The sequence below is a fragment of the Bacillus sp. 05T21 genome (assembly GCF_056396785.1).
The window spans coordinates 474579-500644 of record NZ_JBFTMD010000002.1 but is presented as its reverse complement, the minus strand read 5'-3'; the positions used below and the strand labels follow the sequence as shown (position 1 = coordinate 500644).

29 protein-coding genes and 1 pseudogene are annotated in these 26066 nt (G+C 36.7%); 17 read left to right on the top strand and 13 right to left on the bottom strand.

The window, feature by feature from the left end:
- Positions 1-22: 22 nt before the first annotated feature.
- Positions 23-301, top strand: a complete 279-nt coding sequence (locus tag AC1DKZ_RS07555; protein ID WP_002011271.1) for an RNA polymerase alpha subunit C-terminal domain-containing protein — start codon at positions 23-25, stop codon at positions 299-301.
- A gap of 95 nt (positions 302-396) precedes the next feature.
- The gene (locus AC1DKZ_RS07550) at positions 397-1104 is read left to right on the top strand and encodes a DNA alkylation repair protein (protein WP_476995884.1); all 708 of its coding nucleotides are present in this window, start codon (positions 397-399) and stop codon (positions 1102-1104) included.
- Between the two features lie 55 nt (positions 1105-1159).
- Here AC1DKZ_RS07550 and gerPF read toward each other — a convergent pair whose 3' ends face one another.
- The 7 genes from gerPF to AC1DKZ_RS07515 all read right to left on the bottom strand — a co-directional run bounded on the left by gerPF (position 1160) and on the right by AC1DKZ_RS07515 (position 3420).
- On the bottom strand, positions 1160-1375 hold the full coding sequence (gene gerPF / locus AC1DKZ_RS07545; RefSeq protein ID WP_001141570.1) for a spore germination protein GerPF: 216 nt from the start codon (positions 1373-1375) through the stop codon (positions 1160-1162).
- A 42-nt stretch (positions 1376-1417) separates the two neighbouring features.
- A complete protein-coding gene (locus AC1DKZ_RS07540; RefSeq protein WP_476995883.1) occupies positions 1418-1804 on the bottom strand; it encodes a spore germination protein GerPE in 387 nt (128 codons plus the stop codon).
- Positions 1805-1818: 14 nt separating this feature from the next.
- The gene (gene gerPD / locus AC1DKZ_RS07535; protein ID WP_001052805.1) at positions 1819-2013 is read right to left on the bottom strand and encodes a spore germination protein GerPD; all 195 of its coding nucleotides are present in this window, start codon (positions 2011-2013) and stop codon (positions 1819-1821) included.
- Positions 2014-2019: 6 nt separating this feature from the next.
- On the bottom strand, positions 2020-2634 hold the full coding sequence (gerPC, locus tag AC1DKZ_RS07530) for a spore germination protein GerPC (protein ID WP_476995882.1): 615 nt from the start codon (positions 2632-2634) through the stop codon (positions 2020-2022).
- 67 nt (positions 2635-2701) lie between these two features.
- Positions 2702-2908 (bottom strand): spore germination protein GerPB, encoded by a 207-nt coding sequence (gene gerPB / locus AC1DKZ_RS07525; protein ID WP_001012506.1) that lies wholly within the window; start codon positions 2906-2908, stop codon positions 2702-2704.
- Between the two features lie 14 nt (positions 2909-2922).
- Complete coding sequence (gerPA, locus tag AC1DKZ_RS07520) at positions 2923-3144, bottom strand: spore germination protein GerPA (RefSeq protein WP_001111190.1); 222 nt, start codon at positions 3142-3144, stop codon at positions 2923-2925.
- A gap of 96 nt (positions 3145-3240) precedes the next feature.
- Positions 3241-3420 carry an aspartyl-phosphate phosphatase Spo0E family protein gene (locus AC1DKZ_RS07515; RefSeq protein ID WP_002087032.1) on the bottom strand — a complete coding sequence of 60 codons (180 nt, stop codon included), beginning with the start codon at positions 3418-3420 and terminating at the stop codon, positions 3241-3243.
- Between the two features lie 243 nt (positions 3421-3663).
- Here AC1DKZ_RS07515 and AC1DKZ_RS07510 point away from each other — a divergent pair, with 243 nt between their 5' ends.
- Positions 3664-4566 carry a fumarylacetoacetate hydrolase family protein gene (locus AC1DKZ_RS07510; protein WP_219301622.1) on the top strand — a complete coding sequence of 301 codons (903 nt, stop codon included), beginning with the start codon at positions 3664-3666 and terminating at the stop codon, positions 4564-4566.
- Between the two features lie 34 nt (positions 4567-4600).
- Here AC1DKZ_RS07510 and AC1DKZ_RS07505 read toward each other — a convergent pair whose 3' ends face one another.
- Together AC1DKZ_RS07505 and rocD are read right to left on the bottom strand one after the other, a co-directional pair.
- On the bottom strand, positions 4601-4885 hold the full coding sequence (locus AC1DKZ_RS07505) for a hypothetical protein (RefSeq protein ID WP_000925332.1): 285 nt from the start codon (positions 4883-4885) through the stop codon (positions 4601-4603).
- 105 nt (positions 4886-4990) lie between these two features.
- On the bottom strand, positions 4991-6181 hold the full coding sequence (rocD, locus tag AC1DKZ_RS07500) for an ornithine aminotransferase (RefSeq protein ID WP_219301624.1): 1191 nt from the start codon (positions 6179-6181) through the stop codon (positions 4991-4993).
- Between the two features lie 149 nt (positions 6182-6330).
- Here rocD and AC1DKZ_RS07495 point away from each other — a divergent pair, with 149 nt between their 5' ends.
- The gene (locus AC1DKZ_RS07495) at positions 6331-6699 is read left to right on the top strand and encodes a YisL family protein (protein WP_002134930.1); all 369 of its coding nucleotides are present in this window, start codon (positions 6331-6333) and stop codon (positions 6697-6699) included.
- A gap of 69 nt (positions 6700-6768) precedes the next feature.
- Here AC1DKZ_RS07495 and AC1DKZ_RS07490 read toward each other — a convergent pair whose 3' ends face one another.
- On the bottom strand, positions 6769-7323 hold the full coding sequence (locus AC1DKZ_RS07490) for a DUF2777 domain-containing protein (protein WP_242309824.1): 555 nt from the start codon (positions 7321-7323) through the stop codon (positions 6769-6771).
- Between the two features lie 242 nt (positions 7324-7565).
- On the opposite strand from AC1DKZ_RS07490, the gene asnB reads away from it, so the two are divergent.
- The 11 genes and pseudogenes from asnB to AC1DKZ_RS07435 all read left to right on the top strand — a co-directional run bounded on the left by asnB (position 7566) and on the right by AC1DKZ_RS07435 (position 20469).
- Complete coding sequence (gene asnB / locus AC1DKZ_RS07485) at positions 7566-9413, top strand: asparagine synthase (glutamine-hydrolyzing) (RefSeq protein WP_476995881.1); 1848 nt, start codon at positions 7566-7568, stop codon at positions 9411-9413.
- A gap of 192 nt (positions 9414-9605) precedes the next feature.
- Positions 9606-10048: pseudogene (locus AC1DKZ_RS07480) on the top strand (ferrochelatase).
- A gap of 58 nt (positions 10049-10106) precedes the next feature.
- Positions 10107-11573 (top strand): catalase KatB, encoded by a 1467-nt coding sequence (gene katB / locus AC1DKZ_RS07475; RefSeq protein ID WP_113937656.1) that lies wholly within the window; start codon positions 10107-10109, stop codon positions 11571-11573.
- Between the two features lie 267 nt (positions 11574-11840).
- Complete coding sequence (locus tag AC1DKZ_RS07470; RefSeq protein ID WP_476995880.1) at positions 11841-12146, top strand: hypothetical protein; 306 nt, start codon at positions 11841-11843, stop codon at positions 12144-12146.
- Positions 12147-12953: 807 nt separating this feature from the next.
- On the top strand, positions 12954-13304 hold the full coding sequence (locus tag AC1DKZ_RS07465; protein WP_002087015.1) for a YtxH domain-containing protein: 351 nt from the start codon (positions 12954-12956) through the stop codon (positions 13302-13304).
- Positions 13305-13360: 56 nt separating this feature from the next.
- Positions 13361-17950, top strand: coding sequence for a cation-translocating P-type ATPase (locus tag AC1DKZ_RS07460; RefSeq protein ID WP_476995879.1), 4590 nt, complete (start codon positions 13361-13363; stop codon positions 17948-17950).
- 13 nt (positions 17951-17963) lie between these two features.
- Positions 17964-18266, top strand: coding sequence for a hypothetical protein (locus AC1DKZ_RS07455; protein ID WP_002087012.1), 303 nt, complete (start codon positions 17964-17966; stop codon positions 18264-18266).
- Positions 18256-18489, top strand: coding sequence for a hypothetical protein (locus AC1DKZ_RS07450; protein WP_002087011.1), 234 nt, complete (start codon positions 18256-18258; stop codon positions 18487-18489). Before AC1DKZ_RS07455 ends, AC1DKZ_RS07450 begins: the two co-directional genes overlap by 11 nt.
- A gap of 132 nt (positions 18490-18621) precedes the next feature.
- A complete protein-coding gene (gene ytaF, locus AC1DKZ_RS07445) occupies positions 18622-19239 on the top strand; it encodes a sporulation membrane protein YtaF (RefSeq protein WP_002087010.1) in 618 nt (205 codons plus the stop codon).
- Positions 19240-19366: 127 nt separating this feature from the next.
- The gene (locus tag AC1DKZ_RS07440) at positions 19367-19603 is read left to right on the top strand and encodes a hypothetical protein (protein WP_002087009.1); all 237 of its coding nucleotides are present in this window, start codon (positions 19367-19369) and stop codon (positions 19601-19603) included.
- Positions 19604-19827: 224 nt separating this feature from the next.
- On the top strand, positions 19828-20469 hold the full coding sequence (locus AC1DKZ_RS07435; RefSeq protein ID WP_476995878.1) for a helix-turn-helix domain-containing protein: 642 nt from the start codon (positions 19828-19830) through the stop codon (positions 20467-20469).
- Between the two features lie 132 nt (positions 20470-20601).
- On the opposite strand, the gene AC1DKZ_RS07430 is transcribed toward AC1DKZ_RS07435, so the two are convergent.
- A complete protein-coding gene (locus tag AC1DKZ_RS07430; RefSeq protein WP_476995877.1) occupies positions 20602-21837 on the bottom strand; it encodes an ammonium transporter in 1236 nt (411 codons plus the stop codon).
- Between the two features lie 156 nt (positions 21838-21993).
- Here AC1DKZ_RS07430 and AC1DKZ_RS07425 point away from each other — a divergent pair, with 156 nt between their 5' ends.
- Entirely contained in the window at positions 21994-23355 is a 1362-nt protein-coding gene (locus AC1DKZ_RS07425) for an alpha-amylase family glycosyl hydrolase (RefSeq protein WP_476995876.1), read from the top strand.
- Positions 23356-23373: 18 nt separating this feature from the next.
- Here AC1DKZ_RS07425 and AC1DKZ_RS07420 read toward each other — a convergent pair whose 3' ends face one another.
- The gene (locus AC1DKZ_RS07420) at positions 23374-23865 is read right to left on the bottom strand and encodes a YajQ family cyclic di-GMP-binding protein (protein ID WP_002030284.1); all 492 of its coding nucleotides are present in this window, start codon (positions 23863-23865) and stop codon (positions 23374-23376) included.
- A gap of 284 nt (positions 23866-24149) precedes the next feature.
- Between AC1DKZ_RS07420 and AC1DKZ_RS07415 the strand changes: the two genes are divergently transcribed.
- Positions 24150-25004 (top strand): CvfB family protein, encoded by an 855-nt coding sequence (locus AC1DKZ_RS07415; protein WP_002011240.1) that lies wholly within the window; start codon positions 24150-24152, stop codon positions 25002-25004.
- A 194-nt stretch (positions 25005-25198) separates the two neighbouring features.
- Here the strand turns inward: AC1DKZ_RS07415 and prsA are convergent, their stop codons facing one another.
- Positions 25199-26056, bottom strand: coding sequence for a peptidylprolyl isomerase PrsA (gene prsA, locus AC1DKZ_RS07410; protein WP_476995875.1), 858 nt, complete (start codon positions 26054-26056; stop codon positions 25199-25201).
- Between the last annotated feature and the right edge of the window lie 10 nt (positions 26057-26066).

Here is a 26066-nt window from a genome sequence, read left to right as displayed (position 1 = left end):
GCTTAGAAAGGGGTTATGGATTATGGCGACGTTAAGAACTTGTGATCAAGGACACGAGTACTACAAAAGTAGCGATTGTCCAACTTGCCCAACCTGTGAGAAAGAGAGAAAGCCAAAAGAAGGCTTTCTTTCTCTTCTTTCAGCACCAGCAAGGCGAGCGTTAGAGCACCATGGAATAACGACTGAAGCAGAACTTTCAAAGTATAGTGAAAAAGAAATTTTGAAACTGCACGGTATAGGGCCAGCATCTTTACCTAAATTGAGAGCGGCTTTAGAAGATAAGGGATTATCATTTAAATAAAGAAAAACTAATCATTAGTGGGGAGTAGTATCTTCACTAATGATTAGTTTATATAATCGAATTGATTATAATATTAAGAAAGGAAGTGCAATACTATGGATTTCGAAACAGTAATGCAAGAGCTTGAAACTCTCGGCAAGGAACGAACTAAAAAAATATACATATCCAATGGTGCAAAGGAGCCACTTTTTGGAGTAGCTACAGGTGCTATGAAACCAATCGCGAAGAAAATAAAAATCAATCAAAGTTTAGCTGAAGAGCTGTATGCCACAGGTAACTACGATGCGATGTACTTTGCAGGCATTATTGCAGATCCAAAAACTATGAACGAATCGGATTTTGATCGTTGGATGGATGGGGCGTACTTTTATATGTTGTCCGATTATGTGGTGGCAGTAACTTTATCTGAATCAGATTTTGCACAAGACGTTGCTGATAAATGGATTGCAAGTGGTGACGAACTAAGAATGTCCGCGGGCTGGAGTTGCTACTGCTGGCTTTTAGGGAATCGAAAAGACAATGAATTTTCCGGAAGTAAGATTATCAGTATGCTAGAAGTTGTGAAAAATACAATTCACGATGCGCCAGAACGAACGAAATCCGCTATGAATAATTTTCTAAACACTGTGGGGATTTCATATGTGCCGCTACATGAAAAGGCAGTTGAAACTGCAAAGGAAGTAGGCATAGTGGAGCTAAAACGGGACAACAAAAAAAGCAATTTTCTAAATGCTTACGAAAGTATTCATAAAGAACTTGATAGAGGAAGACTCGGATTCAAACGTAAATATGTAAGATGTTAAAATTAAAAGAAACAGCCCTAGCTCTACACAAAATAGAGCTAGGGCTGTTTCTTTTTTACGCTGTTCCAATTTGATCTTGGTCTGCTACATCAGAATCAAATGTATTCGTTGCGCTAACACCGCTAAAGGTGTTGACGACAAATCCGACATTGGAAGCCCCAGATCCGTTATAAGCTTTCGTATTTTCTTTCGGAGACACGTTATAAAAATCTCCTAAGTTGAAAGAGCCGTTACTGTTTTGAACGACAAGATTTCCTACAACCGAAGGCATACCATCCACCTACTTTACTAAGCTTTTTAATTACTATATGAATTATTTAGAGGAAGGTTCATCAGTAATAAATTGGCGGATTTGTAGCGTGCGAGAATTATTAAAAACATAGTCAACATTGCCGATTTGGAAGCACGCGGAATTTAAAAGCGTTCGCAAGTGAACATCATTTACTTCAATAAAAGGGCACTCATTTACAATATTTAGTTTTACATCTGTTGTTCGCTTTGGAATTGTAATGTGTTCATCTGTAAAGATTTTAAACGCATCAAAACGACCTTCACCTTTTATATAACAAGGGATTTCTCGATGAACGATAAGCGCTCTATTTTTTAATTCTATTTGATTAGCATCCCCGGCCTGGAAGACAGCTGCAACCCCCATAGAAATGATAGAAACATTTTGTACAACTGAAGTATGACGGAGCATAATTTTTCCTCTCCTCAACCTGGAGTCGGAGGGACATCTGTTACTAATGGTACAAATGGTCCCTCTGTAACGGATTCGAATGGCGTATCAAGAATAGAAGAAAGGATGAGAAGGTTAGCATCTCCAATTAAAAATAATGCGGAAGAAGAAACCCCGTTCATTTTAATCTGCCCTACTTTTAACTCGCGGTTCACAACATTTAAATTCATACATACTTACTCCTTTCGGAAATTACCTGGTATGTGTTGAATAAAGGAAAGAAAGGCTTTGTCAATATCTTGTTTCATTGCTTGAATAATGACGTCTCGTAAATAATCGGGATCTGAGGAAATACCCTCATACGATTGAACTTGTGATAAATAATATGGAAGTCTATGTTCCATCTGTTTTTTTATGTCATCCACCATCATTTGTCGATACATCTCATCAAGCGGCGTTCTCTCTTCTTGTTCAAAATGGAGAATTCGACTATATGCTTCTTCATCTAAATAGCGATGCATTTCTTGAAGGATACCTTGATAAAAATCTGGATTTGTTTCTGTTTCAGGATTTACTTTTAATGTTTCTGTATCCACTTGAAAATCTTCAATTTGTTGCCCCTTTGATGAAAATGGATTCAAGCCAATATTTAAAGTGCCGTTTAAATTTTCTACTTTTAATTGATCGAATTTATATTCCACTTTTCCTATAGAAGAGGAGGGACGACTTTTTAACTCATTAAGCTCTTCTTGTAGTAGGCGAACTTGCTCTTCAAGGTTTAGAATAGTTTGCTGCTGTATTTGGAGAGCTTGTTGAAGTTGGTGTAGGTAAGTATATATATATTGATTCATTTGTGAAACCTCCTTTTCAATAGGGAGGGGAAATATATTCCTGCTATATATTTATGACAAGGATACCTTAAGAAGAACTAGTTGATGGTTTGATGGAAATAATTTGTCCTTTCGCCTGTAATGGACGAAGAGGTTCTGTAAATCCGCCGGAATTTGAGAATTTAGAAAGAGCTTTAATACTACCTGCAGTTCCAATTTGAAAAACGGAAGAGGTCGTAATGCTATCGATTTTAATGCTGTTAATGATGATACTTTGGTTCACATAAAAATTCAATGCAATCGCCCCCTTTAGTTCGAACCAATTATTGCTTGATCAATTACATCTGAATCATTGACGGTCGTTGAGCTTTGATAATTGTAGACAGAGACGTTATCCCCAACATTAAATGAACCGGCTCCGGCAAAAGCGCGTGAATAACTAATAGGCCTAATCGCAAATACATCTCCAATATGAAAAATACCACTTGATCCAATGTTAACGATACGAATATGTCCGACCATAGCTGGCATACAAAACACCTTTCGTTTTTAAAATTTTCTTTTCTACTATTGTATGGGCGTTTTCAATAAAATGTGTATTTTTTCGAAATAAAAGAAACACATACGTTATTGCGTATGTGTTTCGAACATTTGAGTATGTGTGCAATCTGTATGTATAGGCCAAACAACATTTAAGAGCCTGTCCAATTCCTGGCTACAATCTACTGTTTTTTGAGAAGTCATTCCGTAGCGTTCAGCAAAATAGATCATTTTTTCGCGTTTTTTTTCGATAGCTTGCTCAAACATTGAAATCGGCTCCATCTCTCAATAAATTTTATGTATATATGTAGTACATATTATACAAAAATCCCATAAAAAAGAAACATCTTCGCTAAAAAAAGTATAATTTCTACATTTTATGTCAAATAACGGATGAGGAACAAATGTAAGAATGGTTGAATATTGTAAAAATTAGCGTGTATAAGAAGGTTTTTTTCTTAAGGATGCGAATACAATTATAGGGTATGAGTTTTAGGATGGAGAGTGGGAATGTTGCGTTTTGTAACGGCGAAGAAAGAAGAAAAGGTATTTGTAGGTATTGTGGATGAAGAGGAAGAAAAAGTATTACATTTAAGAGAAGCGCAAAGACAAAAAGGGGAAAAGGTTACTATCCCTATTACCATGTTAGAGTGTATTGAAAGAGGAAGCGAATGTCTTGAGAAAGTGTGCGACATTGTAAATTGGGCGAAGGAAAATGCGGGATCGGCGTATTATCCGTTAGCAGAGGTGAAAATATTAGCACCGATTCCAAGGCCGAGAAAAAATATTCTTTGTGTTGGAAAGAACTATCGTGAGCATGCGGTAGAAATGGGCGGAGTAGAGTCTATCCCTGAAAATATAATGATTTTTACAAAGGCGCCAACAACAGTTATCGGAATTGATGAGCAAATTAATGGTCACCCTCACGCGACGAATGAACTTGATTACGAAGGTGAACTAGCAATCGTTATCGGTAAGCGAGGGAAACAAATAAAAATAGAAAAAGCTCTTGATCATGTTTTTGGATATACAGTTATAAATGATGTAACTGCTCGGGATATTCAAAGGAAACATAAACAATTTTTCCTAGGGAAAAGTTTCGATACATTTTGTCCGATGGGACCGTATTTAATTCATAAATCGATGGTTAGAACGCCGAATGCATTACACATTGAAACAGTGGTAAATGGAGAAGTAAGGCAAACTTCAAATACGAGAGAAATGATTTTTTCAGTAGAAGAAATTATTTCAACTATAAGTAAAGGCATGACATTAGAGCCAGGAGATATCATTGCAACAGGGACACCAGCTGGTGTTGGTAAAGGTTTTACACCACCGAAGTTTTTACATGCTGGTGATGAAGTTGTTATTACAGTAGAGGGAATTGGTACGTTAAGAAATATAGTGAAATGAAAAAAGAGCTATCTTGTGAAAAGATAGCTCTTTTCTATGGGCGTGGATTAACGGAGTAATCTATAATGGCGAAAATATACAATCCGATTAATGCTAAAGTACAAATTCCAATTAGCATAACTGCAAGTGCGCTTCTCTCACGGCCAAAACCGATAATTGTAAGGAAAACAGCAGCCCAAAATGATGTTTTGAGTAGTGTGAATGTATTAGGAGTTGAATAATGACTGAGTAAAGTTGTAGATAATATGAAGCCGATGAATGTCATAGAAATAAAAATTGTAGCTAAATTATTAATGTGTTTACCGTATTTCAATAGCATACAGTTACCCCCTTTTTAACAAAAACAGAATATTCAATTTTATTTTACGATAAACTACTAAAAAAAGAAAGAGGTTGTCCTATATTTAGGACAACCTCACTATAATTAAGATAGTACAGCTTTAATTTTTTGGAACGCCCACTCTAAATCTTCTTCAGAGATTACTAGAGGTGGTGCAATACGAATTACGTTTTCGTGTGTTTCTTTACATAATAGACCAGCTGCTTTTAGTTGTTCACAGTAAGGACGAGCTGGCTCGTTTAATTCGATACCGATGAATAAACCTTTACCGCGAATGTCAGTAATCATTGGGTTATCAATTTCTTTTAATTGCCCAACTAGTTTTTCTCCTAATTGAAGAGAACGCTCTGTTAATTTTTCTTCTTCTAATACTTCAAGAGCTGCAATAGAAACAGCACATGCAAGTGGGTTACCACCGAATGTAGAACCGTGAGAACCTGGCTCGAATACACCTAAAATGTCGCTGTTTGCTGCAACACAAGAGATTGGGAATACGCCGCCGCCAAGTGCTTTACCAAGTATGTACATGTCAGGAGTTACATTGTCCCAGTCGCAAGCAAATACTTTACCCGTACGGCCTAAGCCTGTTTGGATTTCATCTGCTACGAATAAAACGTTTTCTTTTTTACATACTTCAAAAGCTTCTGTTAAGAAACCAGCTGGTGGAATGTTAATTCCTGCTTCACCTTGGATTGGCTCTAAAATGAATGCAGCTGTATTTGGTGTAATCGCAGCTTTTAACGCTTCTAAATCACCGTAAGGAATTACAATAATGCCAGGAAGCATTGGACCGAAGCCGCGCTTGTACTCTTCGTTTGATGACATAGAAACAGCACCCATTGTACGTCCGTGGAAGTTATCTTCACAAACGATGATTTCTGCACGGTTTGCTTCTACCTTTTTCACATCATAAGCCCAGCGACGAGCTGTTTTAATTGCAGTTTCAACAGCCTCTGCACCTGTATTCATAGGAAGTACCATATTTTTATTTGTTAGTTTCGCAACTTTTTCGTACCAAGGACCTAATTGATCGCTATGGAAAGCACGAGAAGTTAACGTAACACGATTTGCTTGGTCAATTAAAGCGTTAATGATTTTTGGATGACGATGACCTTGGTTTACTGCAGAATATGCACTTAGTAAGTCCATATAGCGGTTTCCTTCAGGATCTTCTACCCAAACGCCTTCTGCTTTAGAAATAACGATTGGAAGTGGATGGTAGTTATTTGCCCCGTATGTGTCTGTAAGTTCGATAATATCCTTAGTTTGAATCATGATTGTTCCCCCTTTTGTTATTACAAGAAGTTTGTAAATACTCTAAATATTATAGCATTTAAATATAAAAAAGCGAAACATTTCCTGAAAATAAATGAACATGTTATCATATAGAGTGAAAAAGTGTGAAAAGAGGAGGCAGGGATACGATGGTACATATGCATATTACAGCATGGGCGTTAGGATTAATTTTATTCTTCGTTGCGTATTCACTTTATTCAGCAGGAAGAAAAGGTAAAGGTGTACATATGGGGCTTCGCCTTATGTATATCATCATTATTGTGACAGGTTTCATGTTGTACATGAGTATTGTGAAGACGGCAACAGGTAGCATGCACATGTGGTACGGCATGAAAATGCTAGCTGGTATATTAGTAATCGCTGGAATGGAAATGGTTCTTGTGAAAATGAGCAAGAACAAAGCAACAGGGGCATTTTGGGGATTATTTATTGTTGCACTAGTAGCGGTATTTTACTTAGGACTAAAATTACCGCTTGGCTGGTACGTATTCAAATAAAAATAAAAATAAAAATAAAACCACCTTATAATCTCACATGTTTGGGAGATTATAAGGTGGTTTTTTACTTTATGTCGCATCGATATGTAACTCTTCTCCGTTTACTTTCGTAAATCGCAAAATATTTTTATTAGAGGAAGAGTGGCGTACAAAATGATGCTGCAATGTACAAATCATTTCGTCGTTATCGAATAAAAGAATATTTACTCCTTCACCTGCTTCATCTTTCGGCAAGAATGATAAATAATTATGACAATACATGCAATCATATAAAGAGTAATGAAGCGATTGCAATGATTCGGTTAATAATGTAAAGACAGAGTCAGGTAATTCCTCAAGCCATTCATTATAGCTAAGAAGTAATTTTTTTCGAATTCGTATCATTTCCCCGTTTTGGAGAGAATGTTGTTCATTTGCAATTTGTAATATGTCTTGTTCATAAAAACGAGCTGGTAGCCAATTGTTGTTATATAAAATTTCAAAACCATCTTCAGCAATATCTTCTAATAGAAAAGCCTCATCATTTTCATCATCAAAGAATACCCATTCTTTGTTTATATATTCTACATTACCGACTGTATGAGCGCGCGGTTGGTTATACAAAATATGTTTGCGTTGTATCATAGTTCATTTCTCCTTTTATAGAAATAGTTATTCTTGTTATGGACAGTTCGTACGTTCTTTATAACTAGACACACCTAAAGATAGATGGGCATACAATAAAACACGCTTTACACTGTGAAACTGCTATTCCATATATGGATAGTTAGTTATCGTCAAGTTTGTTGTTTTTATGTATCCGCACTCATAGGGTGGGGATTACTGCACGTTCAGAAACAGATATTAGATTAGGAAGGATGATTCTTATGTGCGGGATTACAGGATGGGTGGATTATAAACGCTCATTAGAAGGGGAAAGGGACATCGTGACGAAGATGGCGGAAACGCTAGCGAAACGCGGTCCAGATGATAATAAAGTTTGGATTAAAGGGAACGTCGCATTTGGGCATAAACGGTTAATCGTTGTAGATCCTGAAGGTGGTAAACAACCCATGACTTGTTTAAAAGACGAAACGAGTTATGCGATTTGCTATAACGGAGAGCTCTACAATACAGAAGATATTCGCAAAGAGTTATTAAGAAGAGGTTATACATTTAAAGGGCATTCCGATACAGAAGTACTATTGGCATCTTATATTGAATGGAAAGAAGAATGTGTCGATCATTTAAACGGTATATATGCGTTTGTAGTATGGGATGAGAAAAATGAAAGAGTCTTTATTGCCAGAGATCGATTAGGTGTAAAACCGCTTTTTTATAAATATGATAGCGGACGATTATTATTTGGTTCAGAGTTAAAAGCGATACTAGCGCATCCAGATGTGAAGGCGGAAGTAACGTTAGAAGGGTTGTCAGAAATATTTGGCCTCGGACCATCTAGAACACCTGGTCACGGTATATATGCTGGTATTCAAGAACTGCGTCCGGGTCATGCAATGACGTTCTCAAAAGACGGTTTATGCATATGGAGATATTGGAATGTAGAAAGTAAAAAACATGAAGATTCATTTGAAGAAACAGTAGAGAAAACTCGTTTTTTATTACAAGATGCGATTACGAGACAATTAGTTTCTGACGTACCACTATGCACTTTTTTATCAGGAGGTGTAGATTCAAGTGCTATCACAGCAATTGCCGCGAAAGAGTATGAAAGATCAGGGAAAGGTCAATTGCACACGTATTCTGTTGACTATGAAGATAACGACAAATATTTTAAAGCGAATGCGTTTCAGCCAAATTCAGATGCACCATTTATTAATTTAATGACGGAGACGTTTCAAACAATTCATCATCGCTGTGTCATTTCTAATGAACAACTAGCACAGTATTTAACAGAAGCAGTACTCGTTCGCGACTTGCCTGGTATGGCAGATATTGATTCTTCATTATTATGGTTTTGCCGTGAAATAAAACAAGATTTTGTCGTCGGTTTATCTGGAGAATGTGCAGATGAAATATTCGGCGGTTATCCGTGGTTTTATAGAGAAGATGATTTACAATCAAGTGCATTTCCGTGGATGCGTTCTACAGAAGCGCGTGAACAACTTCTGAAGAAAGAATGGAGAAATAAATTAAATTTACAACAATATGTACAACAACGCTATGAAGAATCCATTCAAGAAGTTCCTATTTTAGAGGGAGAAAGCCCATTAGAAGCGAAGAGACGACAATTATTTTATTTAAACATGGTATGGTTTATGACAACATTATTAGACAGAAAAGACCGTATGAGTATGGGGGCAAGCTTAGAAGTACGTGTTCCATTTGCGGACCACCGACTTGTCGAATATGCGTGGAATATTCCTTGGGAAATGAAAATGTATAAAAACCGCGAAAAAGGTCTATTGCGTAAGGCGTTAGAAGGATTACTTCCAAATGATATATTATATAGAAAGAAAAGTCCGTATCCGAAAACGCATAATCCGCACTATACGAAAGCAGTAACAGTATGGCTCCAAGATTTATTAACGGATAAAGGCTCAATTTTGCATGAATTGTTCGATAAGGAGCAATTGAGCGGATTGATCCAGTCTGGCGGCAGTGCATTTCAAAAACCGTGGTTTGGACAATTAATGACTGGGCCGCAACTTTTAGCTCATTTAGCGCAAATTCATGTTTGGTTTAAAGAGTATGGGGTAAATATTAAAGAATAGGGGAAAGGGCGGCTTACAAAATATATGTAAGTCGCTTTTTTATTAAATGAATTGTCATATAAAATTCGAAATTATATTAGAAATAATACTTATTTAGAATTATTATTTTGACGTATTTATTATTGTTTGTTATACTTGGAAACAAATGTTCTTGAAAAAGATTCTCATTTCCAAAATTGAGGTGTTATATAGATGACGAAGAAGAAACTAGGTTTGCTTGTGATGGCGTATGGAACGCCGGAGTCATTAGATGATGTACACTCACATTCGTCACGGGCGTAAGCCGTCGGAAGAAGCGCTCCAAAATTTAATCGGACGGTATAAAGCAATTGGAGGAATTTCACCGCTTGCGAAAATAACGAAAGAGCAGGCACATAAATTAACAGATTCAATGAATAAAATGTTTACAGAGTATGAATTTGTTTGTTGCTTAGGTTAAAAACACATTGATTCATTTAGAAGTTTTATATGACAACGATTATGAAGATAAAGTTGTAACTGATGAATTAAATGCCGCATATTTTAGACTAAATATGCCCAATTCACAATCTGTATTTATTGATTGTTTAGCTGAAATTGTTTCCAAAAAAATGAAGGAAATAGTTGACAAGGATTTAATTTTGAATAATAATTAGTTTGTAATAATTTTAAATAAATAATAATTACTATTAAAGAAAGAGGAGGATCCCCCTGATGAATCCAAATAATCGCTTAACAACAAACCAAGGTGCTCCAGTTGGAGATAACCAAAACTCTCGTACAGCTGGTCGCCGTGGACCGGTATTGTTAGAAGACTATCATTTAGTAGAAAAACTTGCTCACTTTGATCGTGAACGTATTCCGGAGCGTGTTGTGCATGCACGTGGTGCAGGTGCTCACGGTGTATTCGTAACGAAAAACAGCATGAAGCAATATACGAAAGCAGCGTTTTTACAAAATGAAGGAACTGAAACACCTGTATTCGTTCGTTTCTCAACGGTTATTCATGGTCAAGGCTCCCCAGAGACAGCTCGTGACCCTCGTGGTTTCGCTGTTAAATTCTACACAGAAGAAGGAAACTACGATATCGTAGGTAACCATTTACCAGTTTTCTTCATTCGTGACGCAATTAAATTCCCTGACATGGTGCATTCTTTAAAGCCAGCACCTGATACAAATGTTCAAACGCCAGATCGTTACTGGGATTTCATGACGTTAACTCCAGAATCTACACATATGATGACATGGGTATTTTCTGATTATGGTACACCAGCAAACTACCGTGAAATGGAAGGTTTCGGCGTACATTCATTTAAATGGATTAATGCAGAAGGTAAAATTGTTTACATTAAATATCATTGGAAGCCACAGCAAGGTGTGCGTAACTTAAGTGCAAAAGAAGTCGAGCAAGTACAAGGAAAAGACTTCAACCATGCAACTCGTGATTTATTCGATGCAATCGAAAAAGGAAATTATCCAAAGTGGGATTTACACGTACAAGTAATGCAACTAGATGAAACGGACTCTTTAGACTTCGATCCACTAGATCCAACGAAAGTATGGCCAGAAGATCGTTTCCCATTAATTGAAGTAGGGACGATGACGTTAAATCGTAACCCGAAAAACTTCTTCGCAGAAGTAGAGCAAGTGGCGTTCTCTCCAAGTGCAACTGTAAATGGCATCGAACCATCTGAAGATAAATTATTACAAGGGCGTTTATTCTCTTACCCAGATACACAGCGTTATCGCCTTGGTGCAAACTACTTACAAATTCCTGTAAACTGCCCATACGCAGCTGTTCATAACCAACAACGTGATGGTGCAATGCAAGTAAATCAAAACCCATCTACAGTAAACTACGAACCGAGCCGTCATACAGAAAATCCGGTTGAAGATCGGGCTTACCGCGATTCAACTATGAAAGTAGAAGGCTACGTATCTCGTGAAAAAATTGAGAAACCAAATGACTTTAAACAAGCAGGTGAGCGTTACCGTTCATTCTCTAAAGAAGAACAAGACAACTTAATTGCAAACTTAACAAACGACTTAAAAGACGTAAATGAGCGCACGAAATTATTAGCTGTTTGTAACTTCTTCCGTGCAGATCAAGAGTACGGCATGCGTTTAGCAGGGGCGTTAAATGTTGACATTACGCAGTATGTAGGGAATGTTCCGAAGTAAAGTGAAACTTTAATCAGTGGGGGGCATCCCCACTGATTATTAGCCTTCACAAATCGGGCTTTTACGGGCAGTTAATCCCTCGCCTAACTTCTTCGCTTTCGCTGAATTTTGAGGTGGGGGATCTTACTGCCCGCAAATAGCGGGATAAATAGGAAAAGACGACTGGAAGAATTTTCGGTCGTCTTTTTATGTAAAGGATTTTTTATATTATGTGTAAAAGATGTTATACTTTTGTCAAATGAATTTTACATATAAGAGGTGTATTTTATGAATGTTGCTATTTTTATTATTGCTGCATGTGTATTTTTATTCGTAGTATTTGCTATTGTAAAAATGTTTATAGCAATCGGGAAACAGGGTGATGAGCGCGCCACGTTTATAAAAAATAAAGCGATGGCTGAGACGTTTCAAATTGCGATGGGGTTAATGGTACTTGAGATGATATCTTTTATTTATCATCGGTTTAATGAAACGGTAGGGACACCGTTTAATCCAGTTCGCTTTTTAGCTGTAATAGCGATTGCGTTTCTTATTATATTAAGCTTGAACAAAAGTAAGTACGGTGATTCATAAGTTGTGCAGAGGTATTTCTCCTTTGAGTTACGTAGAATTTTGCAGATAAATCGATATGTTGTGTCGAAAAGTCGATATAATAGAAGGAAACGATCGGTATATTTAAAAAATCGTTGATATATTTTCTATAATACTAGATGGGGTATACATGAGCGCAAATGCGAATAAATTATATGTATAAATTTCGCTATATAGCAAAAACGATAAGTGTAATAATTTCCTTTTACTTAGTAAAACTAAGTGGCCTGAGTTCTACATCAATAGGAACTCAGGCTTTTTTATGCGAAAAATTTATGAAGTCTTTTTGGAATAAAACTTAGGACAAGAAAGAGTGCGATTTCACCTAAAATAGCGACAGTAATATTGAATAAGAAGGTGCGGAAATTTACAGTGATGTGATTGAGGATAGCGTATTTCCAGTAGGATAAGCTCATGAAAATCACTCCTTATAGTGTTTTTTATAGTATATAAAAGTTGTTTCGTAAAAGTGCATGTCCTTGTTTATAATTTGTAAAAATACAAAATGAATTCTCAACAAAATCTCAACAATTGAGTAAGAAAAGTTTATGGAATATATTACTTATCCCATTACGTAGAAATAGAAGTATTTACAAAATAATCTTCAGAATTAACATAAAATTTACAAAAAACTAATAAATTGTTGAAATAACACAAACAAAAATATATACTCTTTATATACTTTTTACAAAATAAGGGATGTGATGAAATGGTTTACAAGGTTACTTAATTGTATATGAATTGTTCGTTTTAAAGATTCGAAATAACTTTAAGTGAGGAGAAATGAATATGTTTCGATTTATGAAATCTCCAATTGGTATAGCGATTGGGGTAGCAGCGGTTATATTGGCATCACCAAAAGCAAGGAAAGGATTACGAAAACTAGCAGTAAAAACAGTATCAGCTTTTCTTGGTGCGAAAGAACAAATTCAAAGTGCTGGTTCAGAAATGGAAGAAGCTTTACCAAAAGTGAAAGAAGCGGCACGTAAAGTGGCTGTGAGAACAGTATCACCAATTTTAGGAGCGGTAGAAGCTGTTCCAAATACAATTTCTAAATTCCAGGAAAAATGGGTTTCTCGTGTAAATGCGTATCATTCGGAGCAAAATATAGATTATGAAAATTTGCCTGTCAGTCCTTAAGTACCACATGAGCAATAAACCTTTTTACTTCCTTCAAGACGATAAGGAGGATGATGATGCAAAGTAAATCATTAAAAACGAGATTTATACGATCGTTACCTGGAAGAATTCGAATTGAAATTTACAAGCTAAAATACAACAAGAACATGGCGAACTTGATATTAGACCGATTTAGTCAAGCGGAAGGTATTTATCAAGTAAGTCCCTCAATTTCTACAGGAAGAGCCCTTATTACTTACGATATCAACAAGACCTCTCTACATAACATTTGCAAAATAATTCAACTTATAGAAGAACAAGTGACCAAGCGAAAGAAAACTAGTACAAATAGCAGTGAAGAAAAGAAGGAATTAATAGATTATTCATCTAGTGTAGTTTCTCGTAATAATGACACGGTTCATAGTAAAAAGGATGAAGGTGTGCCGTTACCGTTAGCACTTTCGATTGTTGGGTTAGGTGCTTTCGGCATAAAACAATTATTTATGGGTAGATCTGCCTTAGCTAGAAGTCCTGGTCTTTTTTATGTATCTGGAGCTTTATCTGTTGTGACGGGTTATCCGTTCTTGAAGCGAGGATTCAAAAAAATGGTTGCTAGCAAAAAGATGAATTCTGATCTTGTGCTTGGTGTAGGAACACTTGCACTTGCGCTCGCGCGGGAGAATATTGTCGTGCTTGCCGGTCTTAGTCTATTAAACTACTTAAACTGGAAGCGTAGTCAAGCAAACATAAACGAAGAAAATGAAGTGTATAAAGAAAATCTCCTTTCTCCGGAGATTAAAGCCTATAGTGAAAAACAATCAAAATGGGGAATGATTTTTGGGGGAGCAACTTGGGCTTTCACTAGAAATCCTTTGCGCGGAATGGCAGTTTTATTAGCTGCTAATCCCAAACCAGCTGTCTCATCGGCAGAATATGCGTGGCGACAAGGTGATCTTGTTGCAAGAGAAAGAGGATATGTCATTCCGAGTGGTGGGTCGTTATCGCAATTGTCTCGGACAAAAACGATAGTATTGGATGATACATCTCGTATATTCCAGGTCTCAGCAGAGGGAATGAGTTGTATTTCACAAGATGAAAATGACGGGCAAGTTTGGTGCACAGCCGCTTCTCTTATTGAAAAAAGTGAGCATGTTTGGAAAGAAGAAGTCGTGCAACAGGCGGCGAAAACTGGAAGAACGTTAAGAAAGGCGTTTGAAGTTCAAGTAGAGAATGAAGGGATAAAAGGTGAAATTCAAGGGATAACTTCCTTTTTCGGAAGTAAAGATTTTGCCGAGCGAAATGGTGTAGATATAAGTGCGTATGAGCTGGAAGCGAAGAGACTTGAAAAAGAAGGTTTTCAAGTTCAGTTCGTCGCTAAAAATAAAAAATGCTGCGGTCTATTAGTTGGATCGAAGGTTACCATTATTCCTGAACTCAAAGAAGTAGTCAATGGGTTACGTAAAAATAAGTGGAGTATAGGCGTTTTGCAAAATAGTTTACATGTAAATCGTAACATTCTTTCTCGATACGGTGTGGATGATAGCTGGCAGCAGGGTGATGCTACCAAACGGGTGGAATTGCTTCGTTCAAATGGAGAAGAGGTATTATTTGCAACTGATCAAAATACCGATTTTTCGTCTATATCATTTGAAGAAATAAAAAATATCTCTCAATCTACAGCGTATGCAAACCGAATCAATATGTTGGTGAATGAGCATTTCCGCGCAGCGAAAGTGTGGAATGTGGTGGGAGAGATGTTAGCAGTTTGGTCTATATTCACAGCACCTGTAATCGCCTTATTTGCAAATGCTTTATCGTTAACGTTCTTATCTAGGGCGAAAAGAATGAGCGAGAAGATATTTTCTTATGGAGAATTGTCGAAAATGGTTTCTTCTCAGCAAAAAGTGATTCCTGCTAAACAAGATCAAATTCCGTGGTATACATTTAATCAAGAAAAAGTGATGAATAGATTACAAGTTGAGAAACAATATGGATTAAGTGATGCACAAGTGAATATGCGAAAAGAAGAATACGGAATGAATCAAATTGAACCGAAACCGTCAGTTCCTTGGATTGCATCATTTATGGGCCAATTTAAAGAATTTACATCGCTTATTTTACTTGGAGCAGCCGGATTATCTGTTATATCTGGTGGGTGGTTTGATGGATTAGCAATGGGGACAATTCTCGTTGTAAATGCAATAATTGGGACGCTTCAAGAACGGAAGGCGGAAAAGGTAGTTGAGGCTTTAAATCAATTCCGCGCTCCTATTTGTAAAGTAATAAGGGAAGAAGCGGAAATAGAAATATCAAGTAGTGAACTCGTTCCTGGGGATATCGTCTGCCTTAAAGCAGGAGACCGTGTACCTGCTGATCTTCGCGTTGTTAACTCTTGGAACTTAGAAATTAATGAAGCGATGTTAACGGGAGAATCACTTCCAGTTGAAAAGAAAGCTGACGCTATGCTAGAAGAATGTTCGTTAGCAGAGCGAAACAATATGCTCTTTATGGGGACGTCCGTAACACGCGGTAAAGTGGTGGCAATCGTAGTGGAAACAGGTATGCGTACAGAGATGGGCTATATGATCTCCTTAATGAAAGGGGAGGAAACAGAGCCTACGCCATTACAGCAAAAGGTGACATCTATTAGTAAAACATTTATTAAAGGGGCATTTGTAGCTGGTGGTCTTGTGCTTGTAGCGGGTCTAATTAGGGGACTGCCAATTGCGCAAATGATTACAACGTCGGTTGCTCTTACTGCTTCTGCTGTTCCAGAAGGCTTGCCAATTATGATTACGATTGCTTTAAGTGCGGGTATATTCCGTATGCAAAAGCAAAATGCGCTCGTTCGGAAGCTTTCAAGTTTAGAAACGCTTGGTAGAACAACGGTTATTTGTTCTGATAAAACGGGAACTCTTACGAAAAATGAAATGACTGTTAAAGTAATTGCTACGCCAAATCGTTTATGGAGTGTAACGGGTAATGGGTATGAACCAGTAGGGACAATTGCGGATGTAACTTCATCTAAAGTTGCTGCTTCTGTAGATATGGATGTAGAAGATGCTATTTATCATGAAACGGAAAGTATGCCGCTAGAAAATCCTGATTTAGCTCGCATTCTTCAAATTGGTGTCCTTTGTAACAATAGTAAATTAGAGCAGGAAGATGACCTATGGGTTGTGAAAGGTGATCCGACTGAAGGGGCTTTATTAAGTTTAGCTTCTAAAGCGGGTGTGCTGCATGAAGATATGGCGTCATTTGAACGCCATCATGAAGAACCGTTTGATTCTGAGACGAAAATTATGAGTGTTGTTTGTAAAGAGAGTAACGACGAAGAGTTGTATAAGTTCTCGAAAGGTTCTGTAGAGGCAATTCTTCCTCGTTGTAAATGGTATCAAGATAACGGTCAAATATATCCGTTATGTGATAAGGAAAAAGAAGTCGTTTTACAACAAAATGAAAAATTTGCGGAACAGGCATTACGAGTATTAGGTTTTGCGTACAGTGCTAACGAAAATGATGATCTTATTTTTGTTGGGTTAGTCGGTATGGTTGATCCGCCGAAACCTGAAGTGGAAGAGAGTATTCATGAAGCGATTGAGTTAGGTGTGAAGCCAGTAATGATTACGGGAGATCATCCGACTACAGCGATTTCTATTGCGAAACAAACTGGGATTTGGAATCGTGAAGATCGTGTTTTAACGGGATTAGAAATTGATAACATGACAGATGAGGAATTAAAAGAAGTTGTAAAAAGTACATCTGTTTTTGCTCGTGTGACCCCGGCTCACAAATTACGAATTGTAACTGCATTCCAAGCTGACGGTCAAATCGTCGCTATGACTGGAGATGGTGTAAATGATACACCGGCTATAAAAAAGGCGAATGTTGGTATTGCGATGGGGCAAACCGGAACAGAAGTAACGAAAGAAGTTGCTGATTTAATTTTGAAAAAGGACCATTTTGGTTCAATCGTTGAAGGGGTAAAAGAAGGTAGAACGATCATCGGAAACATTCGCAAAGCAGTTGGTTGTTTATTAACGGGCAATTTAGCGGAAGTATTAGTGACGAGTGCGGCTGTTATTGCAGGAATGCCGATTCCGTTAGTACCAATTCAAATTTTATTAATGAATCTTATTACCGATGCTTTACCAGCGATGATTTTAGCTGTAAACCCTGGAAACAAAACGAAGCAAACGAAACGCCAAGATATTGTTGATAAAGAATTGTATAAAAAAGTTGTGACAAGAGGAGTATTGCTTGGGGTAGGTTCGCTCGCTGTATTTGGTATTAGTTTAGCGGCTGGAGTACCTCTTCCAGTAGCGCAAACATCAGCGTTTGCGGCTTTAGTTGCCGGACAGCTCATTCAAACTTTCTCCTGGAGACAAGAGGGATCAGAAGAAACAATTCGCGATTGGTCAAAAGACCGTTTCTTTATTGCAGCGTTAGGAACGTCTTGGTTCGTATTGTTATCAGCTATATATGTACCGCCGTTAGCTCGTATATTCCATACCGTTCCGTTAACACTGACGCAATGGATACCTGTTCTTCTTGTAGCGGGTACAGTATCTAAAATTTCGAAGCCTATTATTAATTTAGTTTCATATAAGAATAATAATCTAGTAAAGCCGATAGTTTCTGGATCTGCATTATTAAAAACAGTGTAAAGGAGCAATGAAAATGATACGAAAAGTTGTTATTGGATCTACTTTAGCGTTAGCGAGTGCGGCTTTATTACCTGTCGTAAGAAATACACTTCGTCCGCTTGTTGAATCAGGAGCAAGAGGTGTGAAGTCTACTTTTGAAACAATTAAAGAAGAAGTAGAAGATATTATTGTGGAAGCGAAAATGGATAGGATGCAAAAGCAATTTGAAAAAGAACTTTCTTATGTGGAAGATGACACAACTGATGAACAAGAAATTATAGAAGCGGCAGCTGAACAAGCGCAAGATGAAGAGGAGGAGATTAAGCATGATGCATAAAGCTGTAGAAAAAGATGTAGATTATCATTTGGAAAAAGCGTTAGAGCATTTTGAGCAGGCGTTAGATTTAAGTGTAAAAGCGGCATCAGAAAATAAAGCGATGCAAAAAGAGGTTGCTACGAAAATGGGATCTTTCACTGGTGAAATTTTTCACTCTGTTCGTGAAAAAGGAAAAGCAAATCGTATGAATGTAATGAAATGGTTCACTCTTCCTCGCTTTTAAGCGAGGAGGGGGATTAAGTGGAAGGAATATAGGGAGTTTGTATCTCCCTTATTAATATTCCATACTATGTATGTCAAATAAGTTATCTTAATATTCAGAAATATATTTTGCGCGGAGGAGTGAATGAATTAAATGACAGCATGGATGATGGTATTAGCACTGACATTTTCATCAAGCATTGATAACTTAGGAGTGGGAATTTCTTACGGCATTCGCAACATACGAATTAGTCATTTTTCCAATCTTATCATTTCGGTTATTTGCTTTTTGTTTAGTGTGGCCGGGATTTATTTTGGGTTATGGCTTTCGAAAATTTTGCCTGGGATTATGCCAGTAGTCATTGGTTCTTTCTTATTAGTTGTCATTGGTCTTCGAATTGTATTATTAGCAATTCCTCGTAAGGTGGTAGCTGAAGGTGCAGAAGGTGAAGTAGCATCTACAGAAATAAATGGTTTAACGAAAAATATAGGTGAATCTGGAGGAATCGGATTTGTAGAATCCATCTTTCTTGGCATTGGTCTGTCTGCTAATGCATTAACGAACGGATTAGGTGCTGGTTTATTCGGTTTGAATCCGATAGCGATATGTGTTGCTGCGGCAATTGGTAGTTTCATAACAGTTTGGGGCGGAGTTGCATTAGGGAGAAAGATAGCTCACGTTCGTATTGGGAAATTTACTTTAGGACAATTTGGAACATTGATTAGCGGAACGTTACTATTAATTATTGCGTTTGCTGCGTTTTTTGATTGATTTATCCCGCTATTTGCGGGCTTATAACCAGCAGGGATGATCATAACCTCCACTGATTAAAGTTTCACTTTATAGAAAGAGAAAGGAATGATATTTTTAACATCAGATGAATAGAAGGTGAGCGAAAGTGAGATTACTTTATAAAAGGTTGAAGTACTCTGAACTTGAGGCTGAATTACAATTAGTAGAAAGTGTTTTAAGTTCAGGATATTTTATTTTATTAGATTTATTCTTTTTGTCTTCGTTATTAACAGTGCTAACTTTTTCCTTGCACCATTCATTTCTAGTAGCATTTTTCACTTTTATTAGTTCTTATATTGTTTGTAGTAGCATATTTTTTTTATTGAGAAAGTGGTTGCAATAAGTTGCTCTATTAAACTACGCAGAAAAAGCCGTCTTAAAAAATTTCGATTTTTTGAGATGGCTTTATTTTATGATTCGTAATATATGTTTACAAAATGTAAACATATATTACGAATCCCCATCTTGTAACTTGGCAAAAAAATTTGTTAATATAATTGTATAGAAGTTGTAGTTATTTTGCATGTGACAACTATGATTATTCTCATGAATAGAGGGGAATGGAATATGTCTGAAGGAACTGAAAGAAGTAATCTTGGGTTGTTATTAAAAGAATTACTGAAGGAAAAATCTTTATCGATGCGAAAACTGAGCGCGCTTACTGGAATTGATACTGCTACTATTTCAATGATTATAAATGGTAAGCGAAAAGCAAATCCAAAGCATTTGCAAAAGTTTGCAGATTGCCTCGGTATTCCGATCGCAGATTTGTTTGTGGCGGCAGGTTATTCTATTGGAACAAAGCAGGAAGAACAATCTGATATTCATGTATCTATTAATAACATTGAGCATTTACTTGAATCTTCACAGTTATATGATCAAAAGTTTAGTATCGCGAATGTAGAGCAACAATTGGCTAATTACGAACAATATTCGCAAACAGAAGAAGGACAAGAAACGATTGAAAAGGGGTTTACCGAGAAGATTCAGAAGGTAAGCAGTATTGGACCATTTATTAATGATCTGAAAGAATTGTATGAGAGATTTATGAAAAAGAAGGGGACACCTGTAGAACTAGCTTTAATGGGAAGTGCTCTCATCTATTTTATTCTATCAGTCGATGTGATTCCAGATTACATTTTTCCTATCGGTTATTTAGATGACGCTGTTGCTGTGCAACTTGTTTTAAATTCGCTATTGAAAAGATAAGATGCTTATATGAATAGATAGATAAAGATATTTATATACCAATAGTTTGGAATATTTGTGTTGTTATGAATATACGAAAAAGGTGTACCCCGTGTTAGAACGGAGTACACCTTTTTCGTATGTTTGTAAGTTTTAGTTCACAGATCTCTCTGTATACTCATAAGCTTTCTCCCCGTGCATCGAAATATCAAGCCCCATTTGTTCTTCGTGCTCATCGACGCGAACAGGGAGGAAGAAGTTAATCGCTTTAATGATGGCGTACGTCATTATGATTGTGAATGCATATGTTGCGCCGATTGCTACAAGTTGTTTGAAAAGGAGAGATGCGTTTCCGTAAAATAATCCGTTAGCGCCATCACCGTTTACAGTAGTAGTTGCAAATAGTCCAGTTGCAATACCGCCCCAAGTTCCTCCGATGCCGTGGCATCCAAATGCATCAAGTGTATCGTCGTACCCGAATTTGTTTTTTAAGAAGAAGACAGCACCAAAACATAATATACCGCCAATTGCTCCGATAAGAAGAGCGGAGAAAGGTGTAACGAATCCGCAAGCTGGCGTAATTGCGACTAAACCAGAAACAACCCCGCAAGCAGCTCCCATCGCAGTCGGCTTCGATTGGAAGAACCATTCAGAAAGCATCCAAGTTAAAGTGGCGGCAGCGGCGGCTATATTTGTATTAATAAATGCAGTTAAAGCTACGTCATTTAAAGATAATGCACTACCGACGTTAAAACCGAACCAGCCGAACCAGAGTAAGCCTGCGCCTAACATTGTAAATGGTAAATGATGAGGAGAGGTACCGCTTATGTTTTTTCGTTTTCCTAGGAAAATAGCCAATACGAGACCAGCAACTCCAGATGTGATGTGAACGACGTTACCGCCAGCAAAGTCTAGCGCACCAAGTTCTCTCAGCCATCCGCCAACGCCCCACACCCAATGAGCGACAGGATTGTAAACGATTGTTGTCCAAAGCAGGATAAAAATAAGAAAGGCAGAAAATCGCATTCTTTCGGCGAATGCACCTGAAATTAAAGCGGGAGTTAAAATAGCGAACATGAGTTGGAACATCATAAATAAATTGTGAGGAATAGTAGATGAGTAGTCTGGGTTTGGTGCGTAGGTAACTCCGTTTAGACCGAACCAATCGAGATTGCCGATAAGTCCGTGCCAATCTGGTCCGAATGATAAAGAATAACCGATAACAATCCATTGAATCGAAACGATAGCCATTGCGCTATAACTGTGCATTGTCGTGCTGAGTACGTTTTTACTGCGAACCATACCCCCATAAAAAAGTGCCAATCCTGGTGTCATCAACATGACCATTACTGTCGTTACAAAAATAAAAACTGTATCCCCCGTATTCATTCTCTCTCCTCCTATGATGTTAGAAAAAATAACATCTATATGTTATGTTTCATATCATATTCGAAAAAAAAGAAAAATCAACTAAAAATTCAGAAAACTTTTTAGGTAATGTTAGAAAACCTAACATAATGTATTTTGGAGGGATAAAATCAACGTATGCGATTTGCTCTAAAAATTGGTATAATATTCTTACAATTGGAAGTTTGGGGGATGCGTGTGAAAAAAATATGGACTAAGGAACTATTCATTTGTTTTTGTTTAGCTGTTATTTTGTTTGTACCAGTACATACTTTTGCGGAAGAAAAAAGGGAATGGCGAGATGAAGTTATATATTCCATTATGATTGATCGCTTTAATAACGGAGAATCGAAAAATGACAAACAGTTAGACGTTGGTAATTTAGAAGGGTATCAGGGCGGAGATATACGTGGGATTATAAAAAGATTGGACTACATAAAAGAAATGGGATTTACTACTATTATGCTTTCGTCGCTTTTTGAAAGTGAAAAGTATGATGGATTAAGCGTTCGAAACTTTCAAAAAGTAAATGAACATTTCGGAACAGAAAATGATGTGAAAGAACTTGTAAATGAGGCTCACAAAAAAGGAATGAAAGTTGTCTTTCAATTTCCGTATGAAGAAAATGAACAACAATTAATTGACTCGATGAAATGGTGGATAAAAGAAGTCGATTTAGACGGAAGTTATGTGATACATAGTGAAAAAAAGCCGCGTGCTTTTTGGGATGAAGTACAAAAGGATTTGCAGAAGGTAAAGAAAGATTTTCACATTATGACAAAGGAAGATAATGAGTACTATAAAAAAATAGTAGAGTCATTTTCAAAAGCAGATATGTCTGTGAAACCTTTATATGATGTGAGTGGAAAAGAAGAGGAATTCGCTACGTTTTTAGATAATCAAGAAACAAAGCGATTTGCACGTATTGCAAAAGAAAATATGTATTACCCGCCGTCTCGTTTAAAACTAGCGATCACTTACTTATTAACATCCCCGGGGATACCGAATTTTTATTACGGAACTGAAATCGCATTAGATGGGGGGGATGCTCCAGATAATAGACGATTAATGGATTTCAAATCTGATGAAAAGTTTATGCAGCACATAACGAAGCTAGGTGAACTTAGACAAACGAGACCATCTTTACGACGTGGTACGTTTGAACTTCTGTATGATAAAGATGGAATGAGTATACTAAAAAGAAAGTATAAAGATGAAGTAACACTAGTAGCGATTAATAATACGAAAAAAACGCAAAAGGTTTCCTTACCTGTAAGTGCAATTGGTGAAAAACAAGAGTTAAGAGGATTGTTAGAAGACGAAATTATAAGAGAAGAAAACGGAAAGTTTTATCTTGTTTTAAAGCGCGAAGAGTCGAATGTGTATAAAGTTAGCGAAGAAACAGGTGTGAATTGGTTGTTTATCTCCTTAATAGTCGGTGTGAACGTATTATTTATTGCTTTTTTAATTGCGGTTAAAAAGAAAAGATCCTCTGTATAGATAGAGGATCTTTTTTTCTTAGCGATAGTTAATGAATTGTACGTCGATTGGTAAGTCAACGCTGCGAACGGCTGCAATTACTGCTTGTAAGTCATCACGGCTTTTCGCTGTTACACGTACTTGGTCATCTTGTACTTGTGTTTTCACTTTTAATTTCATTTCTTTAATGATGTTGTTGATTTTTTTCGCGTTATCTTTATCGATACCTTGTTGCAGAGTTGCACGTTGGCGAACGGTATTACCAGATGCAGTTTCAACTTTTCCATAGTCCAAGTTTTTAATTGGAACGTTACGTTTTACAAGTTTAGAAATTAGAACGTCTTTTACTTGGTCTAATTTGAACTCGTCATCAGAAGTTAAAACAAGTACTTCTTTTTCTAATTTAATATCACTTTTACTACCCTTAAAGTCATATCGGTTTTGGATTTCCTTTAATGCGATGTTAATTGCGTTTGTTACTTCAGGTAATTCTACTTTCGAAACGATGTCAAAAGAACTCTCTTTTGCCATAGTTAGCACCTCCAAATAAATTTCTATCTTTTCATGCACCTAAATAGGCTATGTAATATACATATTAAAGTATAGCGGAAAATACATCGATTAGATAGAGTGTTGCAACTTAAGTGTTTTGACGGATCATCCGTAGGGGAATATAGTCCTATAGATACAGTCTTTATTTAATTATAGTGAATTTTGGGCAGTTGGACAAATAAAGGAAAAATCGTGTTATAATTAACTTTTGTTTGGAATGATAAAAAAGATAATTTTATATATATAGAAGGGAATTAAAAAATATGTATTTGCAATTAGGATCGATTGAACAGGTAACTGTTTTACGCGAAACGGAAATCGGATATATGGTTGGAAACGAAGAGGAAGAAATCTTCCTACATAAAAACGAATTAGCTGGAGAAATTGCAGAAGGCGATACGATTGATGTATTCTTATACCTTGATCACCAAAATCGTATTTCAGCAACAATGAAGGAACCAATTATTACAACGCATGATTGGAATTGGGTAAAGGTTGTAGAAGTTATTCCTAGTTTAGGTGTGTTTGTTGATATTGGTGTATCGAAAGATATACTAATTCCACTTGATGAGTTTCCAATTTATATGCCAGTATGGCCTCAGGAAGGCGACGAATTATATTGTACGTTAAAATTAACGAATCGAGATCGTTTAATTGCTCTTCCGGCAAGAGACAGTGATATGCAAGAAATTATCGTAGATGCAACGCCATCTATGCGCAATAAAAACGTAAATGGACGTGTGTATCGCTCACTTCAAGTTGGTTCATTCATACTAACTGACGAGCATTTCCGTGCTTTCTTACACCATACAGAAAGAAAAGAACAAGTCCGCATCGGTGAGCGCGTAACAGGCCGTATTATTGACGTGAAAGATGACGGCACAATCAACATTTCACTTCTTCCTCGTAAAGAAGAAGGAATGGAAGATGATGCAGCAGTACTTTATGCATATATGGAAGAACGAGGCGGAGCAATGCCGTTTTGGGATAAGAGCAACCCAGAAGACATTAAAGAACGTTTCAATATGAGTAAAGCTGCCTTTAAACGCGCACTTGGTAAACTGATGAAAGAAGAAAAGATTTACCAAGAAGAAGGCTGGACTTACTTTAAGAAATAAAGTGGACTAAAAAGAACTATCTTTTCTCTAAGTTTATTAGGGAAGAGATAGCTCTTTTTGCGTTCAGTAAAATAAAGACGACTTAATAGATATATTAATCGAAGTAGAGGCAGAACTAGATCACATCAATTGGCATTATAAAAGTCTGAAGAAAAAGCACGACCTTATTTGAAAAAATAAGATCGTGCTTTTTTTTAGTTCTCTTTCCCAAAAAGATGAGAAAATGTATCTTTTAAGTCACTATCGTTTATTTTAATATCCGCCTTTTTTAATTCATCTTGTAATAATTTTTGACCGAAGGAAGGGTCGGCAAGACGTTCTTCTTCTAAGTCTTTACGTATAGAGTCTTTCACTTTATCGTAAGGTTGTAAATCTTTTTTATCAGTTAGTTTAATAATGTGATAGCCGTTTGGTGATTTTACGGGATTGCTAATTTGGCCGGGCTTTAATTTGTAGGCAGCTTTTTCAAATTCAGGTGTCATTTTGCCTGCCCCGAAGTATCCGAGGTCTCCGCCATTATCTTTTGATGCTAGATCTTGAGATTCTTGGTTTGCTAATTCTTCAAATGAAGTGCCGGTATCTAATTTCTTCTTTATCTCTTTCGCTTCATTTTCGTTACTTACTAAAATGTGACTAGCTTTAATTTCTGGTTTATAGTGGTCTTTCACATCTTTTTCTGTAACGCTTTGTTTAATCGCTTCATTCAATGCAAGTTTGAATTTAATTTGATTTTTGAAATCTTCTTCATCTTTTAAACGATTATTTTCTAGTGTTGCTTTGAATTGTTCTCCATATTGATCTTTTGCTTTTTCTACTTCTTTATCTACTGCATCATCAGATACTTTATATTTTTTAGTAATAACATCTTGTGCTACCATTTCGTATAGCGTGTCTTTTCCGTATCGATCTTTCAATTGTTTTTCGAAATCGCTCTTCGTAATGGTTGAGTTTGTTGTTGTAGCGATTGTGGCCGAGTCACTTTTTTGTCCGCAAGCAGATAGTATTAATATACTTATTAGTGCAGTGATAATGAATGTACTTTTTCCTTTCATGCTAACACCT

Bases quoted from the DNA above. Each gene is read 5' to 3' on its own strand.
- AC1DKZ_RS07470 (WP_476995880.1), top strand. From the start codon at position 11,841: ATGAATGTTGCTATTTTTATTATTGCTGCATGTGTATTTTTATTCGTA.
- AC1DKZ_RS07450 (WP_002087011.1), top strand. From the start codon at position 18,256: ATGATGCATAAAGCTGTAGAAAAAGATGTAGATTATCATTTGGAAAAA.
- ytaF (WP_002087010.1), top strand. From the start codon at position 18,622: ATGACAGCATGGATGATGGTATTAGCACTGACATTTTCATCAAGCATT.
- katB (WP_113937656.1), top strand. From the start codon at position 10,107: ATGAATCCAAATAATCGCTTAACAACAAACCAAGGTGCTCCAGTTGGA.
- AC1DKZ_RS07465 (WP_002087015.1), top strand. From the start codon at position 12,954: ATGTTTCGATTTATGAAATCTCCAATTGGTATAGCGATTGGGGTAGCA.
- asnB (WP_476995881.1), top strand. From the start codon at position 7,566: ATGTGCGGGATTACAGGATGGGTGGATTATAAACGCTCATTAGAAGGG.
- AC1DKZ_RS07505 (WP_000925332.1), bottom strand. From the start codon at position 4,885: ATGCTATTGAAATACGGTAAACACATTAATAATTTAGCTACAATTTTT.
- rocD (WP_219301624.1), bottom strand. From the start codon at position 6,181: ATGATTCAAACTAAGGATATTATCGAACTTACAGACACATACGGGGCA.
- AC1DKZ_RS07550 (WP_476995884.1), top strand. From the start codon at position 397: ATGGATTTCGAAACAGTAATGCAAGAGCTTGAAACTCTCGGCAAGGAA.
- AC1DKZ_RS07490 (WP_242309824.1), bottom strand. From the start codon at position 7,323: ATGATACAACGCAAACATATTTTGTATAACCAACCGCGCGCTCATACA.
- AC1DKZ_RS07495 (WP_002134930.1), top strand. From the start codon at position 6,331: ATGGTACATATGCATATTACAGCATGGGCGTTAGGATTAATTTTATTC.
- AC1DKZ_RS07460 (WP_476995879.1), top strand. From the start codon at position 13,361: ATGCAAAGTAAATCATTAAAAACGAGATTTATACGATCGTTACCTGGA.
- AC1DKZ_RS07540 (WP_476995883.1), bottom strand. From the start codon at position 1,804: ATGCTCCGTCATACTTCAGTTGTACAAAATGTTTCTATCATTTCTATG.
- gerPA (WP_001111190.1), bottom strand. From the start codon at position 3,144: ATGCCAGCTATGGTCGGACATATTCGTATCGTTAACATTGGATCAAGT.
- AC1DKZ_RS07420 (WP_002030284.1), bottom strand. From the start codon at position 23,865: ATGGCAAAAGAGAGTTCTTTTGACATCGTTTCGAAAGTAGAATTACCT.
- gerPF (WP_001141570.1), bottom strand. From the start codon at position 1,375: ATGCCTTCGGTTGTAGGAAATCTTGTCGTTCAAAACAGTAACGGCTCT.
- AC1DKZ_RS07515 (WP_002087032.1), bottom strand. From the start codon at position 3,420: ATGTTTGAGCAAGCTATCGAAAAAAAACGCGAAAAAATGATCTATTTT.
- AC1DKZ_RS07430 (WP_476995877.1), bottom strand. From the start codon at position 21,837: ATGAATACGGGGGATACAGTTTTTATTTTTGTAACGACAGTAATGGTC.
- AC1DKZ_RS07455 (WP_002087012.1), top strand. From the start codon at position 17,964: ATGATACGAAAAGTTGTTATTGGATCTACTTTAGCGTTAGCGAGTGCG.
- AC1DKZ_RS07435 (WP_476995878.1), top strand. From the start codon at position 19,828: ATGTCTGAAGGAACTGAAAGAAGTAATCTTGGGTTGTTATTAAAAGAA.
- gerPC (WP_476995882.1), bottom strand. From the start codon at position 2,634: ATGAATCAATATATATATACTTACCTACACCAACTTCAACAAGCTCTC.
- prsA (WP_476995875.1), bottom strand. From the start codon at position 26,056: ATGAAAGGAAAAAGTACATTCATTATCACTGCACTAATAAGTATATTA.
- AC1DKZ_RS07555 (WP_002011271.1), top strand. From the start codon at position 23: ATGGCGACGTTAAGAACTTGTGATCAAGGACACGAGTACTACAAAAGT.
- gerPD (WP_001052805.1), bottom strand. From the start codon at position 2,013: ATGAATTTAAATGTTGTGAACCGCGAGTTAAAAGTAGGGCAGATTAAA.
- AC1DKZ_RS07415 (WP_002011240.1), top strand. From the start codon at position 24,150: ATGTATTTGCAATTAGGATCGATTGAACAGGTAACTGTTTTACGCGAA.
- AC1DKZ_RS07510 (WP_219301622.1), top strand. From the start codon at position 3,664: ATGTTGCGTTTTGTAACGGCGAAGAAAGAAGAAAAGGTATTTGTAGGT.
- AC1DKZ_RS07425 (WP_476995876.1), top strand. From the start codon at position 21,994: ATGCGATTTGCTCTAAAAATTGGTATAATATTCTTACAATTGGAAGTT.